At 59.0% G+C, this 15,770-nt stretch carries 16 protein-coding genes; 11 read left to right on the forward strand and 5 right to left on the reverse strand.

Annotated features, from left to right (window positions below; genetic code table 11):
• The first annotated feature begins 16 nt into the window (after positions 1–16).
• From ileS to ACR0AJ_RS14735, 3 genes are all read left to right on the forward strand, one after another.
• On the forward strand, positions 17–2,929 hold the full coding sequence (gene ileS / locus ACR0AJ_RS14725; protein WP_480664202.1) for an isoleucine--tRNA ligase: 2,913 nt from the start codon (positions 17–19) through the stop codon (positions 2,927–2,929).
• A gap of 75 nt (positions 2,930–3,004) precedes the next feature.
• On the forward strand, positions 3,005–3,460 hold the full coding sequence (locus ACR0AJ_RS14730; RefSeq protein ID WP_170351725.1) for a methylated-DNA--[protein]-cysteine S-methyltransferase: 456 nt from the start codon (positions 3,005–3,007) through the stop codon (positions 3,458–3,460).
• Positions 3,461–3,535: 75 nt separating this feature from the next.
• The gene (locus ACR0AJ_RS14735) at positions 3,536–4,003 is read left to right on the forward strand and encodes a hypothetical protein (protein WP_170351724.1); all 468 of its coding nucleotides are present in this window, start codon (positions 3,536–3,538) and stop codon (positions 4,001–4,003) included.
• Here ACR0AJ_RS14735 and ACR0AJ_RS14740 read toward each other — a convergent pair.
• From ACR0AJ_RS14740 to fsa, 4 genes are all read right to left on the reverse strand, one after another.
• Positions 3,988–4,701 (reverse strand): CDP-alcohol phosphatidyltransferase family protein, encoded by a 714-nt coding sequence (locus tag ACR0AJ_RS14740; protein WP_170351723.1) that lies wholly within the window; start codon positions 4,699–4,701, stop codon positions 3,988–3,990. The two genes, ACR0AJ_RS14735 and ACR0AJ_RS14740, sit on opposite strands and share 16 nt — an antisense overlap.
• 83 nt (positions 4,702–4,784) lie before the next feature.
• On the reverse strand, positions 4,785–5,705 hold the full coding sequence (locus tag ACR0AJ_RS14745) for a tyrosine recombinase XerC (RefSeq protein ID WP_170351722.1): 921 nt from the start codon (positions 5,703–5,705) through the stop codon (positions 4,785–4,787).
• Positions 5,702–6,409: a DUF484 family protein gene (locus ACR0AJ_RS14750; protein WP_170351721.1), complete on the reverse strand. Its 708-nt coding sequence runs from the start codon at positions 6,407–6,409 to the stop codon at positions 5,702–5,704. Before ACR0AJ_RS14750 ends, ACR0AJ_RS14745 begins: the two co-directional genes overlap by 4 nt.
• Before the next feature lie 198 nt (positions 6,410–6,607).
• Entirely contained in the window at positions 6,608–7,261 is a 654-nt protein-coding gene (gene fsa, locus ACR0AJ_RS14755) for a fructose-6-phosphate aldolase (RefSeq protein ID WP_170351720.1), read from the reverse strand.
• Positions 7,262–7,351: 90 nt separating this feature from the next.
• Here fsa and ACR0AJ_RS14760 point away from each other — a divergent pair, with 90 nt between their 5' ends.
• The 4 genes from ACR0AJ_RS14760 (at position 7,352) to ACR0AJ_RS14775 (ending at position 12,246) form a co-directional block, all read left to right on the forward strand.
• Positions 7,352–9,547 (forward strand): primosomal protein N', encoded by a 2,196-nt coding sequence (locus ACR0AJ_RS14760; protein ID WP_170351719.1) that lies wholly within the window; start codon positions 7,352–7,354, stop codon positions 9,545–9,547.
• A gap of 78 nt (positions 9,548–9,625) precedes the next feature.
• Entirely contained in the window at positions 9,626–10,858 is a 1,233-nt protein-coding gene (locus ACR0AJ_RS14765; protein WP_170399256.1) for an MFS transporter, read from the forward strand.
• 66 nt (positions 10,859–10,924) lie between these two features.
• Positions 10,925–11,803, forward strand: a complete 879-nt coding sequence (locus ACR0AJ_RS14770) for a 50S ribosomal protein L11 methyltransferase (RefSeq protein WP_480648921.1) — start codon at positions 10,925–10,927, stop codon at positions 11,801–11,803.
• A 98-nt stretch (positions 11,804–11,901) separates the two neighbouring features.
• Positions 11,902–12,246 carry a hypothetical protein gene (locus tag ACR0AJ_RS14775; RefSeq protein ID WP_170351716.1) on the forward strand — a complete coding sequence of 115 codons (345 nt, stop codon included), beginning with the start codon at positions 11,902–11,904 and terminating at the stop codon, positions 12,244–12,246.
• A gap of 100 nt (positions 12,247–12,346) precedes the next feature.
• Here ACR0AJ_RS14775 and ACR0AJ_RS14780 read toward each other — a convergent pair whose 3' ends face one another.
• On the reverse strand, positions 12,347–12,559 hold the full coding sequence (locus ACR0AJ_RS14780) for a DUF1127 domain-containing protein (protein ID WP_170351715.1): 213 nt from the start codon (positions 12,557–12,559) through the stop codon (positions 12,347–12,349).
• A gap of 329 nt (positions 12,560–12,888) precedes the next feature.
• Here ACR0AJ_RS14780 and ruvC point away from each other — a divergent pair, with 329 nt between their 5' ends.
• From ruvC to ACR0AJ_RS14800, 4 genes are all read left to right on the forward strand, one after another.
• On the forward strand, positions 12,889–13,386 hold the full coding sequence (gene ruvC, locus ACR0AJ_RS14785; RefSeq protein ID WP_170351714.1) for a crossover junction endodeoxyribonuclease RuvC: 498 nt from the start codon (positions 12,889–12,891) through the stop codon (positions 13,384–13,386).
• Positions 13,383–14,060, forward strand: a complete 678-nt coding sequence (ruvA, locus tag ACR0AJ_RS14790; protein ID WP_170351713.1) for a Holliday junction branch migration protein RuvA — start codon at positions 13,383–13,385, stop codon at positions 14,058–14,060. Before ruvC ends, ruvA begins: the two co-directional genes overlap by 4 nt.
• A gap of 4 nt (positions 14,061–14,064) precedes the next feature.
• The gene (gene ruvB / locus ACR0AJ_RS14795) at positions 14,065–15,084 is read left to right on the forward strand and encodes a Holliday junction branch migration DNA helicase RuvB (protein WP_058283170.1); all 1,020 of its coding nucleotides are present in this window, start codon (positions 14,065–14,067) and stop codon (positions 15,082–15,084) included.
• Between the two features lie 62 nt (positions 15,085–15,146).
• Positions 15,147–15,770 (forward strand): hypothetical protein, encoded by a 624-nt coding sequence (locus ACR0AJ_RS14800; RefSeq protein WP_368040042.1) that lies wholly within the window; start codon positions 15,147–15,149, stop codon positions 15,768–15,770.

The following is a 15,770-nucleotide window of genomic DNA, read 5'->3' on the forward strand; positions in this document are numbered from 1 at the left end:
CCAAAGGACGCCCCCAATGTGCGCCGACACGATCCAGACACCTGATTACAAAGACACGCTGAACCTGCCCAAAACCGACTTCCCCATGCGCGCCGGCCTGCCCAAACGCGAGCCCGCATGGCTGGAGCGGTGGGAGACCATCGGCGTCTATGACCGCTTGCGTGAAAAAGAAAACCGCACGCCCTTTACCCTGCATGACGGCCCCCCCTACGCCAACGGACACCTGCATATCGGCCACGCGCTGAACAAGACGATCAAGGACATGATCGTCCGATCCCATCAGATGATGGGTCATGATGCGCGCTATGTGCCCGGCTGGGATTGCCACGGCCTGCCAATCGAGTGGAAGATCGAGGAACAATACCGCAAGAAGGGCAAGAACAAGGATGAGGTGAACATCGTCGATTTCCGCCAGGAGTGCCGGAAGTTCGCCGAAGGCTGGATCGACATCCAGCGCGAAGAGTTCAAGCGTCTGGGCATCACCGGCAACTGGCCCGATCCCTACATCACCATGGATTATCATGCCGAAGCCGTGATCGCGGACGAATTCATGAAGTTCCTGATGAACGGCACGCTCTATCAGGGCTCGAAACCTGTGATGTGGTCGCCCATCGAAAAGACCGCGCTGGCCGAAGCTGAGGTCGAGTATCACGACAAGGAAAGCTTCACCATCTGGGTGAAGTTCAAAGTCGTGAATGCAGGCGACTTGGATGATGCTTTTGTCGTGATCTGGACGACGACTCCATGGACCATGCCGTCGAACAAGGCGGTCGTGTACGGTAAGGATATCTCCTACGGCCTGTACGAAGTCACCGGCGCACCTGAGGAATGCTGGGCCAGTGTCGGCGACAAGTTCTTGCTGGCAGACAACCTTGCCGCTGACGTGTTGGGCCGCGCCCGTCTGAACGACGATCAGTGGACCCGCGTCCGCGACGTGACGACGGATGAGTTGGCCAATGTTCAACTGACCCACCCGCTGGCCGGTGCCGAAGGTGGCGACGGCGAATGGGATGACATCCGCGACTTCCGCGCGGCTGAATTCGTGACCGATACCGAGGGTACAGGCTTCGTCCACTGCGCGCCGTCGCATGGGATGGAGGAATTCGAGCTTTACCGCGATCTGGGCATGCTTGAGCAGGTCATCACCTACAATGTAATGGATGACGGCTCGTTCCGCGCCGATCTACCGTTCTTTGGTGGAAAATACATCCTGTCCCGCAAGGGTGGCGAAGGTGACGCCAATAAGGCCGTGATCGACAAGCTGGTCGAAGTCGGTGGTCTGCTGGCACGCGGCAAGATCAAGCACAGCTATCCGCATTCGTGGCGCTCGAAAGCTCCGATCATCTATCGCAACACGCCGCAGTGGTTTGCCTCGGTCGACCGCAAGCTGGATGACGGCATGGGCGAGATGGGCGACACCATCCGCGAACGTGCCTTGCGGTCCATCGACGAACTGGTGAAATGGACGCCGCAGACCGGTCGCAACCGCCTGTATTCCATGATCGAAGCGCGCCCGGATTGGGTTTTGTCTCGCCAGCGTGCTTGGGGCGTACCGCTGACATGTTTCACCAAGAAGGGCGCGCTACCGACTGACGCGGACTATCTGCTGCGTAACGATGACCTGAACGCCCGCATCAAAGCAGCGTTCGAGAAAGACGGCGCGGATATCTGGTACACCGACGGGTTCAAAGAGAAAATCCTCGACGGTATCGCCAACCCCGACGACTACGATCAGGTGTTCGACGTGCTGGACGTGTGGTTTGACTCCGGCTCAACCCACGCTTTCGTTCTGCGAGACCGTGAAGATGGGACCGAGGACGGTATCGCCGATGTCTATATGGAAGGCACTGACCAGCACCGTGGGTGGTTCCATTCGTCAATGCTGCAGGCCTGCGGCACCAAGGGCCGTGCGCCCTATCGCAATGTGGTAACCCATGGCTTCACGCTGGACGCCAAAGGCAACAAGATGTCCAAGTCGCTAGGCAATACCATCGTGCCGGAAGAGGTCGTCAAACAATACGGTGCCGATATCCTGCGCCTGTGGGTGGCTCAGACCGACTATACCGCTGACCAGCGGATCGGGCCGGAAATCCTGAAAGGCACCGCCGACAGCTATCGCCGCCTGCGCAACACCATGCGGTTCATGCTGGGCTCGCTGGCTGACTTCACCGAAGCGGATCGGGTTGATCCGGCGGATATGCCACGTTTGGAACGCTGGGTTCTCAGCCGTCTGGCCGATCTGGATGAGCAGGTTCGCAAGGGCTATGCGTCCTTCGATTTCCAGGGCGTGTTCAGCGCGGTCTTCACTTTTGCCACCGTTGACCTGTCATCGTTCTATTTCGACGTCCGTAAGGATGCGCTGTACTGCGACGGCGACACGCTGCGCCGCCGCGCTGCGCGCACTGTGCTGGATATCCTGTTCCATCGCCTGACCACATGGCTTGCCCCGGTTCTGGTCTTCACCATGGAAGAGGTCTGGCTGGAGCGATTCCCCGGCGACGACAGTTCGGTTCATCTGGTGGATTTCCCGAATACTCCCACCGAGTGGCGCGATACGGAGCTGGAAACCAACATGGCCAAGGTTCGCCGTGTGCGCCGGGCTGTAACCGCCGCGCTGGAAATCCAACGTCAGGACAAGGTGATCGGTTCTAGCCTCGAAGCGGCCCCGATCGTGCACGTCGAGGATGGCGATACCCGCGACTTGTTGGCAACCTTCGACGTGGATGACATGTGCATCACATCCGGATTGACCGTCACTGGCGACCCGGCCCCGGCCGAGGCGTTCCGCGTGCCGGAAATCGAAGGCGTCGCGGTGCTGTTCGAAAAGGCCGAGGGCGACAAATGTCAGCGTTGCTGGAAAATCCTGCCCGATGTGGGCCGCCACGCCCATGAAGGCGTCTGCGGACGCTGCGACGAGGCGCTGAGCTAATATTTGACCCCCCGGCCCACACGCCGGGGGTTTTCTCTTCTTGCGCCCAGCCTGGCGATCTGAAACGCTGCCGTCATGCCGATGATTGCCGTTGAAACCCAGTTTGGTCGACTTGGCGTCGAAGAAACTGATGGCGCCGTCACACGTCTTGTGTGGAATGGGCGGGATGAGGGACTCGAGACCCCGCTGCTGCAAGAGGCCGCCGCACAGCTGAAGGCCTATGATCAGGGGAAACTGGACCAGTTTGACCTGCCATACCGCATAACTGGTTCCGATTTTCAAAAGCAGGTTTGCGATCTAATGTTTGCCATCCCGCTGGGCGAAACACGGACTTACGGAGATATCGCGAAGGAACTGGGCCAACCGCCTCAACCGGTGGGGCAGGCCTGCGGATCCAACCCGATTCCGGTGATTATCCCGTGCCACCGGGTACTGGCTGCCAACAGTCTGGGTGGCTTTTCGGGGGATGGCGGGATTGAGACCAAAGTCGCCCTGCTGCGCCATGAACGGGCAGCGGGCCTGCTGATCTGATCACGGAAATCTGTTGCAATCCGGCTGGTTGAGGCTCAACTTGTATCAGATAGAGAATTCAAGGGATCGCATTGCATGACTGCCTCAACAGACCCGGCCGTCCGAAAAAAGGCCATCATTGATAAACTGATGTCATTGGAAGCACAGGAATTGGCGACGGCACAGGCCCATTACGACGCTTTCCTGAAGGATTCTCAGCTGGATGACCGGGAAGGGCATGACAAGGACGATATCGCGGCCTCGCGCGAGAACGCGGATCTGGCGGCGGCTTTTGATGCCCCTGTGCATGCCCATCACGCCAAGATTGATGTGATTGAAAACACCGATTTCAATATCACCGATAGGGTGCAGCCAGGGGCCGTCGTCAAGTTCAACAATCGCCGCTTCGTGGTCTGCGTTTCGACCACGCGGTTCGATGTGGACGGCAAAACCTACATGGGCATCTCAACACAAAGCCCGATTTATCTGGCCATGGTCGGCCTGCAAGAGGGTGACGTGTTCACCCACAACGGCACCGAGTTCGAGGTTCAAGAGGTCTTGTAGCCTGCGCTTTTGCGCTGCGGGACGATCTGTTGCGCTATTCCTGCGAAGACCAGATACAAGCTAGTTATCACCAGACCCCAGTGCGCCCAGCTTTCGGGGTGGAAATCGACCCAGGCCGCCCAGCCTGCAAAGAATGTCCAGGCAAAAGCCATCGGCAGCGACACCGCACGCCACCGCTCGGTCCGCACCGGGTGGATGAATTTCAGCGGCAGGAACATCGCCAGGGACAACAGCGACACCAGCAGCAGGATGACCCAGAAATTGGGCTCTAACGCAAATATGACGATCACGAACATGTTCCAGCAACCGGGGAAGCCAGAAAATGAATTATCTTTTGTTTTCATGCGAGTGTCTGCAAAATACATCGCACTACCAAAAGTGATGACAATGATGGCAAACCAACCGGTCCAGCCATCCATCAGCCCGGATTTGAACAGCGCGAAGGCCGGAATGAATACATAGGTCAGATAGTCGATGATCAGATCCAACAGCACCCCGTCGAATTCGGGCGCATTCTTTTTGACATGGTAGTGCCGCGCCAACGGCCCGTCGATCCCGTCCACGATAAACGAGACCACCAGCCACAGATACATCAGGCTCCATTTTTCCTCGACGGCCGCCAACATGGCCAGCATTGCGAAAACAGCACCTGTGGCAGTGAACAGATGGACGGAAAGGGCTTTGAATCTAAGAGTCATGAAGGGTTCATGTACGATGCATTCGGCAGATGCAAACCAAAAGCAAGATTAGAGTGAGTACCCAACGTTACGATGTAGAGACATCACGCTTTGGGATGGGCGCGGTTGTAGACCTCCATCAACCGCGCTGTATCCACAGCAGTGTATGTCTGTGTGGTCGAAAGCGATGCGTGTCCAAGCAATTCCTGAATGGCGCGCAGGTCTCCTCCGGCGGACAGAAGATGTGTGGCAAAGCTGTGTCGCATCGCGTGCGGTGTGGCTGTTGCCGGCAGGCCGAGTTGCATTCGGGCCTTGGCCATTACCCCCTGTATCGCGCGTGGATTCAGTGGGCCGCCGCGCACGCCACGAAACAGTGCTTTGTCCTTGGCCTGCAGGTGCGGACAAAGTCGCAGGTAGTGGTCCACCGCTGCGCGGGCCACGGGCAGAACCGGGACGATTCTCTCTTTGTCGCCTTTGCCGATGATGCGCAGGGTCTCCGGCAGGGGGGCATCTGCGCCGGTCAGTGAGAGCGCCTCGGAAATGCGCAGGCCGCAGCCATAGAGCAGCGTGACCACCGCCACGTCACGGGCCGAGACCCAATCGCTTGTCGATTGCAGCTCGACCGTTTCGATCATGGCGCGGGCGGCGTCTTCGGCCAGTGGCCGGGGCAGTTTCTTGGTAAACTTTGGCGCGCGGGTCGACAGCACGGCCGTGGGTTCAAACCCCTCACGTTCGGACAGCCAGCGATAAAAGCTTTTGACGGCCGAAAGTTTGCGGGCAAGCGAGCGTGCGCCCACGCCAGATGCGCGTTGATCGGCCATCCAGGCGCGCATGTCGGATACCGTGATCCGCGCCAACGCCGCCAGACCCTGCCGCTCGCTGTGGTGCAGGGTCATGAAGGACAGGAAATCTGTAATATCGCCGCGATAAGCGGTCTGCGTATTCTCAGACCGTCCGGCCAACGCCCCCAGACTGTCCAGCCAATGCTGCAACGCATCGCGACAGGCCGGAGAGATCAGGCTCATGACAACCAGTGGCGCATTGATCGTTCGAACACACTGGCAAAAAACGACAGCAGATCGGTGCCCAGTTGCGGAGTGAAATGGTTGGCGTCTTTGGATCCCATGACAATCATGCCGGGCAAGCGCCCATCGCCCAAATTCAATTTCAAACAGGCCTCGGACCTGAACTGATTGGCCGTAGCCCCAAAAATCCGGGGATTTGGGTTTGGAACCTGACGTAGAACAACCTCGCGTGCGGGGCCGCCGCGGTCTTGGCTGAGATAGGCGTTGATTGCGCCCGGCTCGACCACGGTCAGCACGCCGCCCAGTTTTTCGATTGCCTGATCTTCCTGCATCACTGTTGTTTCCAGAACCAACGTGATGTGATCGACGCGCAGAATCTCGGCCACGTCGCTGCCTAGCGCGCGCAGAAAATCTTCGAACTCGACCGGTTCCAGCAGGCGTAGGATGGCGCGATGCACCTGATTTGTGCCCGCAAGGTTTTCGTATGCCGCTGCAATGACCGAACGGTGCGTGTCCTCAAGCCGATCCAGCCGCGCCTCAAGCCGTTGCATGGCGATGCCGCGCAGGTCGATGACATTGTCACCGCGCGCCTGTTCGTTGGCTGCGACCAGCGCCTGCATCAGATCCTTGTCGTCCAGCACAGCGTCCGGTTCAGCCAGAATCGCGGCGCGGAGATTATCCTTGAGTTTGGTGTTGCTGCTCATGTCCCGTCCGGTCTTTTTTTGTTGAGCGGCTTATAACACGGGTTGGTGCATTTGCCTTGGAAAAAATACAGGCAAAAGTAGAATTAAACTTGGGCTGTGTCGGAAAAGCTCCCGCCTGCAATACACTGACCAGATGATCAGATTCTGCAGTTGGGCCGGGCGCGACGCCTGAAGGCGCCGCGCGGGTGCGTTACAGGATCAGAGGATTTTCTGACCGGTCTTGGCCCAATCAGCCAGGAAGGTTTCAAGACCCTTGTCCGTCAGCGGGTGATCCGCCAACTTTTTGATCACGGCGGGTGGTGCGGTGATCACATCTGCACCGATGCGGGCGCTATCTGTCACGTGGTTCACGGTGCGGATCGAAGCCGCCAGAATCTCGGTCTCGTACCCATAATTGTCATAGACCTGACGGATGTCGGCAATCAGGTCCATGCCGTCGAGGTTGATGTCATCCAGACGGCCAATAAAGGGCGAGATGAATGTTGCACCCGCCTTGGCAGCCAGAATCGCCTGATTGGTTGAGAAGCACAGGGTCACGTTAACCATCTGGCCTTCGTCGGTCAGCGTTTTACAGGCCTTCAGGCCGGCCCATGTCAGCGGTACTTTGACAGCGATATTCGGCGCGATCTTGGCCAGCTTGCGCCCTTCGGCGATCATATCGTCGGCTTCGGTCGCAACCACTTCGGCGGACACGGGGCCGTCGACCAGATCGCAGATCTCTTTGGTCACTTCCAGAATGTCGCGTCCCGATTTCAGGATCAGCGAGGGGTTGGTGGTTACGCCGTCCACCATGCCCAGATCGTTCAGTTCGGCGATGGCGTCGATCTCGGCGGTGTCTACGAAGAATTTCATGAGGGCAGTCCTTTGATGGGTTGGCCTTGGTCGCGGATGCCTTTACCTCAAAGAGACCCATGCTGAAACCCCCTGGCCCAAGGATATGCATTGAGCACTCAGGAGTATTTCGACCAAGGTGAGCTGGTGGCCGTGCTGACCGCACAGCCGCTGGACCGGACGCTGGATTACAAGGCGCCCGAGGGCGGGTGTTTTCTGGGCGCGTTTGTCGAGGTGCCGCTGGGCCCGCGCAAGGTTCTAGGCGTGGTGTGGGGGCCAGGGCAGGGCGGCTTTGATCTAAGCAAGGCCCGATCGGTGATCCGCGTGCTTGAGGTTGCGCCGATGCGCGAAGAGATGCGCGTGTTTCTGGGGCGCGTGGCTGACTACACGCTGACGCCGATGCCATCAATGCTGCGGTTGGCGACGCGCGCGCCTGGACTGGGTGATCCACCGTCAATGCGCAAGATTTACCGCCTTGGACAAGGTGAGCCAGACCGGATGACCGACGCACGGACCCGCGTTCTGGAGGTTCTGCAGGACTATGGCGGGTTGGCATTTACGCTGAAGGAATTGGCGGAACAGGCTGGTGTGACATCGTCAGTTGTCAAAGGCTTGGTGAAACAGGGTGCCGTGCGCGAGGAGGACAGCCCGCGCGATTTGCCCTATCCACAGTTGGATCCGGATCTGCCGGGCAAGACCCTGACCGAGGATCAGGCGGCAGCGGTTGCTAAGTTGCAGACCGGTCAGCGTACCGGCGACTATGGAACGACATTGCTGAAGGGGGTGACCGGCTCAGGCAAGACCGAGGTCTATCTGGAAGCTGTGGCCGAGGCGTTGCGGATGGGTCGGCAGGCGCTGGTGTTGCTGCCCGAGATTGCCCTTACCGCCGAATTCCTGACGCGGGTTGAGGCGCGGTTTGGCGCGCGCCCGGCCGAGTGGCACTCGGGTGCGACAATGACCGAACGCCGCCGGGTTTGGCGGATGGTCGGGCAGGGTGACGCGCAACTGGTCGTGGGCGCGCGTTCGGCGTTGTTCCTGCCGTTTCGGGATTTGGGTTTGGTTGTGGTCGATGAAGAACACGACACCTCGTACAAACAGGAAGACGGAGTACATTACAGCGCCCGTGACATGGCGGTTCTGCGGTCAGCCATTTGCGGAGGACGGGTGATTCTGGCCAGCGCCACGCCGTCGCTGGAAAGCTGGGCCAATGCCGAGGCGGGGAAGTATGAGCGGCTCGACCTGACATCGCGGTTTGGGGCGGCAGTACTGCCTGAGATGAAGCCGATCGACATGCGGGCCGAGCAGATGCAGCCGGGAACGTGGATTTCTCCAAGCTTGCGGCAGGCGGTGGGGCAGCGGATCGAAAGGGGCGAGCAGTCGCTTTTGTTCATCAACCGCCGCGGTTATGCGCCGGTGACGTTGTGTCGGGCATGCGGCGAACAGATTGCCTGCGATCACTGTGATGCGCGGATGGTTGAACACCGGTTTCTCAAGCGTCTGATGTGCCATCAATGTGGTGAGACCAAACCGATGCCTGGCGCCTGCCCCTCGTGCGGTGTCGAAGGCAAGCTGGCCCCGGTCGGGCCCGGGATCGAACGGTTGGCAGAAGAGGCCGAGGCGACATTCCCCGAAGCTAAGATCGCGATGCTCAGCTCTGATCTGTTCGGATCGGCGCGGGCGTTGAAGGCCAAGATCGAGGAGATCGCCGAGGGGGATGCCGACCTCATTATCGGCACGCAGCTGGTGGCCAAGGGACATAACTTTCCCAAACTGACCTTGGTGGGAGTTATTGATGCTGATCTCAGCCTGCATGGCGCCGACCTGCGCGCCGCCGAACGCACGTTCCAGTTGATGCGACAAGTCGCAGGTCGGGCTGGGCGCGCGGACAAGCCGGGGCAGGCGTTGTTACAGACGTTTCAGCCAGAACATCCGGTGATCCGCGCCATTCTGTCGGGTGACGAGGAAGGTTTCTGGAAGGCCGAGGCCGCAGGGCGGCAGGCGGCTGGCGTGCCGCCTTACGGGCGCATGGCCGGGATCGTTTTGTCCGGGCCCGAGGTCGGCCCTGTCTTTGATATCGGCAATGCCATGGCCCGAAACGATGCACCGCTGCGCGAGATTGGGGCGCACGTGTTCGGCCCGGCCCCCGCGCCCATCGCGCGTATCCGGGGCAGACACCGTGTACGCCTGCTGGTCAAAGCCCCGAAAGGTGCGCCTATTCAAGACGCTATCGCCCGTTGGATCGCCCCATTGCGCCTGAAAGGCGACATCCGACTGACTGTGGACATCGACCCGCAGAGCTTTTACTGACTCTGCACTGGCGCAGAGCGATTGTGCATGTGCAGCTTTCCTCTCGCCAAGCAGCATAAATGGGCGTAGAGGGGTCTCATGCTGAAACCCATGCCCCTTGCTGAGGCACAGAGCCTTCCGTTCTGGCGCCGCCCGGTGACGCTCTTGTTCGTAATGGCGTTGACCATGCCCATTGCCTTCAACGCGTGGAGCGCGCTGTTGAACAACTTCGTGATCGAAGTTGCCAATTTCGACGGTGCAGATATCGGCCTGTTGCACACGGTTCGTGAGATTCCTGGCTTTCTTGCCATCGGCGTGATCGCGGTGATCATCTTTATCCGCGAACAAGTGCTGGCGATGATCTCGCTGATGATGCTGGGTGTGGCAACGGCGGTGACGGCGTGGTTCCCAAGTTTGGGCGGGCTGCTGTTCGTTACCCTGTTCAGCTCGATAGGCTTTCACTACTACGAAACCGTCAACCAATCGCTGCAACTGCAATGGTTGCCTAAGGACCGCGCACCGCAGGTACTGGGTTGGCTGGTTGCAATGGGCTCGGCAGCTACGGCGGTTGTGTATGGTTTGATCGTGCTGACCTGGGAACGGTTCGATCTGTCCTATAACTTCGTGTTTATGGCGGCAGGTGGAGCAACGGCCCTGCTGGCGCTGTTTTGCTTGTTCGCTTTCCCACAATTTGATGCGCCTACACCGCAGACCAAGAAACTGGTTCTGCGTCGCCGGTACTGGTTGTATTATGCCTTGCAGTTCATGGCTGGCGCTCGGCGGCAGATTTTCGTCGTCTTCGCAGGCTTTATGATGGTCGAGAAGTTCGGATTTGAAGTGCATGAACTGACCAGCCTCTATCTGATCAATCTGATGATCAACATGATGGCCGCCCCGTTGCTGGGCAAGGCGGTGGCACGGTTCGGTGAACGGCGTACGCTGATCTTTGAATATGCCGGTCTGGCCATCGTGTTCGCCGCATATGGCGGCATCTACTGGTTTGGCTGGGGCGTCATACTGGCCGCAACCCTCTATGTGATCGACCACGTTTTGTTTGCGCTGGCTTTGGCGCTGAAGACCTATTTCCAGAAGATCGCCGATCCGGCCGATATCGCGCCCACGGCGGCTGTGGCCTTTACCATCAACCACATCGCGGCAGTGTTCCTGCCTGCGTTGCTGGGCCTGCTTTGGGTGGCCTCGCCAGGAGCGGTCTTTGCACTGGCCGCCGCGATGGCGATGGTGTCGCTGGGCTTATCGCTGCTGATCCCGCGCCATCCTGAGGCTGGCAACGAAACCATCCTGTCGAAATACGCCCCGGCCCCCGCAGAATAGGCGCAACTGCTTGACCTTGGCGGGCCCACGCCCTAGGCGCTGTTTCAACTGAGACAGGAGGCCCCCATGCCCACATTCACTGCGCTTACCACTCTGACCGGCAAGAAAGCCGCCGAAGGTCTGGGCGAAGCGATGGAGCGGCTAGAACCGGAACCCACCGGTGTCGGCGTGTTCGAGGTCGAAGACGGCTCGGGCCTGTGGGAAGTTGGTGGTTATTTTACCGAAGCCCCCGATGACACCGCATTGGCCGTTCTGGCCGCGGCCTTCGAGGCCAAGCCGTTTGTGGTTTCGGAACTGCCCGAAACCGATTGGGTTGCCCATGTGCGCCGCGAACTCGCCCCGGTCGAGGCAGGGCGGTTCTTCGTCTATGGCAGCCACGATGCCGATAAGCTGCCCGAAGGGCGCATCCCGCTATTGATCGAGGCCGCGATGGCCTTTGGCACCGGTCACCATGGCACGACCTTGGGTTGCCTCAAGGCGCTGGATTTCCTGCTGGACGATGGATTCACGGCATCCAAAGTTGCCGATATCGGCTGCGGGACTGCCGTTTTGGCCATGGCCGCCGCGCGGGTTTGGGACGGTGATATCATAGCCAGCGACATAGATCAGGTTGCGGTAGATGTGGCCGAAGCCAATCTGAAAGCCAACAATATGGCCGGTAGGGTTCAATGCATCGAAGCCGCTGGATTCGATCACCCGGATCTGCAGTCGCACGCCCCTTACGACCTGATTTTTGCCAATATTCTCAAAGGTCCATTGGTTGCCTTGTCCCCCGAAATCGGAGCGAATCTGCGGGCCGGAGGATATGCAATTCTTTCGGGAATCCTCAATGAGCAGGCCGATGATGTGATCTCGGTTTATCTACAAAACGGGTTCAATTTAACTAAAAGAGATGAGATTGGTGAATGGACAACGCTAATCTTAAGCAAACAGGGCGTAATTTAGACCATTTTCAGGAGTTTCATGGATTCTTGCCTCTTTTTTGTCGCAATCTGTAACTACCGTCAGGACGTGGTTACGGGGGCGGTTTATTGGAGGCTGCCATGACGGGAAAACAACTGGAATTTGGTCAGCGCGTTCATCGCCTGAACAAGAAACACGCCAAGCTCAGCCGGGGCTATCGCGCCACGATGCGCAAAGATGGCCTGGTGGTGATGAAACCGCAGCGAGTCAAATCTGCGGTTCCGGCTAAGCTGCTTTTGATCTGTCTTGCTGGGCTGTTTGCATTCAAGACCTTTTTGCTAACCAGCCTTGGCGCTTCGGCCTATCAATATCGCGTTGATAGTCTGGCGCAGGGTACGTCGGTTGAACAGGCCGGCGCCTGGGTCATGCAGATTGACCCCGTGTCAGAGTTTTTGGCGACGAATATCAATAGCCTCATTCGCTGAATTCGGTCAGCTTTGAAAAGAAACGCCGCGCATCGTGAAATGCGCGGCGTTCTTTTGTGCCCCTGAGGGAGGAAAGGGGCGAATGAGTGATGGTTGCGTCTTACCGACGACCTTCCACCACGACGTCAATATCGCCGCGGCACAGGCCGATATCTTCCAGTTCGCGATCAGTCAGACCGCTCAGCGTGTTGCGGGTTACACGGGCGTCATTCCATTCTGCGACGGCGTTTACGACCGATGCGAAAGTTGCGCCGATACGGCCGACGAGGCCGAATGAGCCAGTGGTGGCGCGGGTGGTGTCCAATGCAGCCATATCCTGTTTCCTTCTGGTTGGTGTTACAGTTTTGATACTAAGCGGGCATCTAGTGACGTGGATTTGGCCGCGCAAGAGCAGAAATTGCATGTGTCCTATGCAATTTTTGCAAGGGTGGATTTTTCTAAAAAACCCTTAATTTATTAGCCATTTAACGGTCATGGAACGTGTCGAATTCAGGCATTTCACTGTCGCAAACAAGCCGCGCTGTCGCGGGTGGGTTAGGTGTGTCGTTTTCAGACTTCGTGTCAATTCGCTTGGAAAATGTTCACGCTTCGTGCTAATCGGAAACAAAGATCACAAAAAACCCGAGCAGGCCGAGGCACGACATGCGAATTCTGGGCATTGATCCGGGGCTAAGGACCCTGGGATGGGGCGTCATCGAATCACATGGCAGCCGCCTGACTCATGTTGCCAACGGTTTGTGCAAGTCGGACGGGGATGATCTGGGTGAGCGGTTGTTGTCACTGCACAATCAGATCGTCGAGGTCATCGCCGAGCATCAACCTGATCAGGCAGCTATCGAACAGACCTTCGTCAACAAAGATGGGGCCGGAACGCTAAAGCTTGGTCAGGCGCGCGGAGTGGCCTTGCTGACACTGGCGCAGGCCGGATTGCCGGTGGGGGAATATGCACCCAACCGGGTCAAGAAAACGGTTGTGGGTGTCGGTCATGCCGAAAAAGAGCAGGTACTTCACATGGTCAAACTACAGCTGCCTGGGTGTCAGCCCAAAGGGGCGGATGCGGCGGATGCGCTGGCGATTGCCATCTGTCATTCGTATTACGGCACAGCGCCACAGGCGCGCATGAAAGAGGTGCGGGCATGATTGGGAAACTGACGGGGCGGCTAGATTATCGCGCGGCGGATCACGTGCTGATCGACGTTCGCGGCGTGGGTTACCTCGTCTATTGCTCGGACCGGACGATGGCGGCGCTGCCGGGGGTGGGTGAGGCTGTCTCGATCTACACCGACATGGTGGTGCGAGAGGACCTGATGCAGCTTTATGGTTTTCTGTCATTGGTCGAAAAGGAATGGCACCGGCTGCTGTGCTCGGTGCAGGGGGTTGGGGCCAAGGTTTCTTTGGCTATCCTTTCGGCATTGGGCCCCGATGGGGTCAGCCGTGCAATTGCTCTGGGCGACTGGGGCGCGGTTAAGGCGGCCAAGGGTGTCGGACCAAAGACCGCGCAGCGCATTGTGCTGGACCTCAAGGACAAGGCGCCGGGTGTGATGGCCATGGGCGGAACCGTAACCGAGGCAATGGACGGCCCAGAGCTAGAGGTTGTCGAACTGGCGGAACCGGCACCTGCGCCGAAGCGAGCGGTGAAGCAGGCTTCGGGGGCTGCGGCGGCCTCGGCAGGGGCGTTGTCGGCGCTGTCAAATCTGGGGTATGGGCCGTCTGACGCGGCATCCGCCGTGGCCGAAGCGGCAGCCAACCTGCCTGACGCGGGTGAGGCTGATCTGATCCGAGCAGCGCTGAAACTGCTTGCTCCGAAGGGGTGATTGAATGGTAGATGCAGATCCCACCCTGCGGCCCGAGCCGATGCCCGAGGATAATGACCGCGCCCTGCGTCCGCAGGGTCTGGACGAATTCATCGGTCAGGCCGAGGCACGCGCCAATCTGCGTATCTTCATCCAATCCGCCCGTCAGCGGGGCGAGGCAATGGATCACACGTTGTTTCACGGCCCTCCGGGGCTGGGGAAAACCACTCTGGCGCAGATTATGGCGCGTGAGTTGGGGGTGAATTTCCGCATGACCTCGGGGCCGGTGCTGGCCAAGGCGGGGGATCTGGCGGCGATCCTGACCAATCTTGAATCGCGGGACGTGCTGTTTATCGACGAAATTCACCGTCTGAACCCAGCGGTCGAAGAAGTGCTGTATCCGGCGATGGAGGATTTCGAACTGGATCTGGTGATCGGCGAAGGCCCTGCCGCCCGGACCGTTCGGATTGAATTGCAGCCCTTTACGCTGGTCGGTGCGACCACGCGGATGGGTCTGCTGACCACGCCGCTGCGCGACCGCTTCGGGATACCGACCAGGCTGCAGTTTTATACGGTCGACGAGTTACATGAGATTGTCACCCGCAACGCCCGAAAACTGGGGGCACCTGCGGATGATGACGGTGCGCGTGAGATTGCGCGACGTTCGCGCGGAACACCGCGGATTGCTGGGCGGCTGCTGCGGCGGGTTGTCGATTTCGCCATTGTCGAAGGCGACGGCCGGATCACGCGCGAACTGGCGGACGGGGCCTTGACGCGGCTGGGCGTGGATCATCTGGGGTTGGATGGCGCAGACCGGCGCTATCTGAAGCTGATTGCCGAGAATTACGCAGGTGGTCCGGTGGGGATTGAGACCCTGTCGGCGGCGCTGTCGGAAAGCCGCGATTCGCTGGAAGAGGTGATCGAGCCCTTCTTGTTGCAACAGGGTCTAATCCAACGCACCCCGCGCGGCCGGATGTTGGCGCAAAAGGCATGGACGCATCTGGGCATGGCCGCACCGAAGGGACAGAGCGATCTGTTTGGTTGAAGTACGCACCATTAGATTTTATGCCACCGGCGGCCGTATTTGATTCGGAAAAGGGGCAGGGCGTGACACCCGATCAGATCGAGGCGCTGTTTACGCGCGAAAGTGGTGAGTTTCTGTTTGCCCGTTGGGGGCGCCCCATCGTGCCGATTGTCTTTGGTGTTGAGGATGAAACACTGGCAACCGTCAAAGGCGCGATCGAGGCCGTGGTGGCATTGGCCGGGCACAAGATGGCCGAAACGGATCCGGAACTAGGCGCCAATTGCATGGTGTTCTTTTTCCGCGACTGGCAAGAGTTGCTGGAGGTTCCCGATCTGGATCGGCTGATCCCCGATCTGGCACCCCTGGTGGATCGTCTGGTGGCTGCGGATGCCAACCAGTACCGGATTTTCCGCTTTGAAGAAGACGGAGCGATCCGCGCGGCTTTTGTTTTTCTGAGAATGGACAAGGAACTGTCCAAGGTTCCGGCGGAAACACTCGCGCTTAGCCAGGTGGTGCAGACCATCTTGCTGTGGTCGGACACCGCATTTCGGACCCAATCCCCATTGGCTGTTGCCGGGGAAACAACCGTTCTGCGGCCCGAAATCGCCGAGGTGATCCGCGCGGCCTATGACCCGATCCTGCCCGGGGCTGCGCAGGATGCGTCACACGCGCTGAGGCTGTTTGCGCGGCTACAAGCGCCGCAATAA

The sequence above is a fragment of the Ruegeria sp. CJ9 genome, from assembly GCF_056536625.1.

Bases quoted from the DNA above. Each gene is read 5' to 3' on its own strand.
- ileS (WP_480664202.1), top strand. From the start codon at position 17: ATGTGCGCCGACACGATCCAGACACCTGATTACAAAGACACGCTGAAC.
- ACR0AJ_RS14730 (WP_170351725.1), top strand. From the start codon at position 3,005: ATGCCGATGATTGCCGTTGAAACCCAGTTTGGTCGACTTGGCGTCGAA.
- ACR0AJ_RS14735 (WP_170351724.1), top strand. From the start codon at position 3,536: ATGACTGCCTCAACAGACCCGGCCGTCCGAAAAAAGGCCATCATTGAT.
- ACR0AJ_RS14740 (WP_170351723.1), bottom strand. From the start codon at position 4,701: ATGACTCTTAGATTCAAAGCCCTTTCCGTCCATCTGTTCACTGCCACA.
- ACR0AJ_RS14745 (WP_170351722.1), bottom strand. From the start codon at position 5,705: ATGAGCCTGATCTCTCCGGCCTGTCGCGATGCGTTGCAGCATTGGCTG.
- ACR0AJ_RS14750 (WP_170351721.1), bottom strand. From the start codon at position 6,409: ATGAGCAGCAACACCAAACTCAAGGATAATCTCCGCGCCGCGATTCTG.
- fsa (WP_170351720.1), bottom strand. From the start codon at position 7,261: ATGAAATTCTTCGTAGACACCGCCGAGATCGACGCCATCGCCGAACTG.
- ACR0AJ_RS14765 (WP_170399256.1), top strand. From the start codon at position 9,626: ATGCTGAAACCCATGCCCCTTGCTGAGGCACAGAGCCTTCCGTTCTGG.
- ACR0AJ_RS14770 (WP_480648921.1), top strand. From the start codon at position 10,925: ATGCCCACATTCACTGCGCTTACCACTCTGACCGGCAAGAAAGCCGCC.
- ACR0AJ_RS14775 (WP_170351716.1), top strand. From the start codon at position 11,902: ATGACGGGAAAACAACTGGAATTTGGTCAGCGCGTTCATCGCCTGAAC.
- ACR0AJ_RS14780 (WP_170351715.1), bottom strand. From the start codon at position 12,559: ATGGCTGCATTGGACACCACCCGCGCCACCACTGGCTCATTCGGCCTC.
- ruvC (WP_170351714.1), top strand. From the start codon at position 12,889: ATGCGAATTCTGGGCATTGATCCGGGGCTAAGGACCCTGGGATGGGGC.
- ruvA (WP_170351713.1), top strand. From the start codon at position 13,383: ATGATTGGGAAACTGACGGGGCGGCTAGATTATCGCGCGGCGGATCAC.
- ruvB (WP_058283170.1), top strand. From the start codon at position 14,065: ATGGTAGATGCAGATCCCACCCTGCGGCCCGAGCCGATGCCCGAGGAT.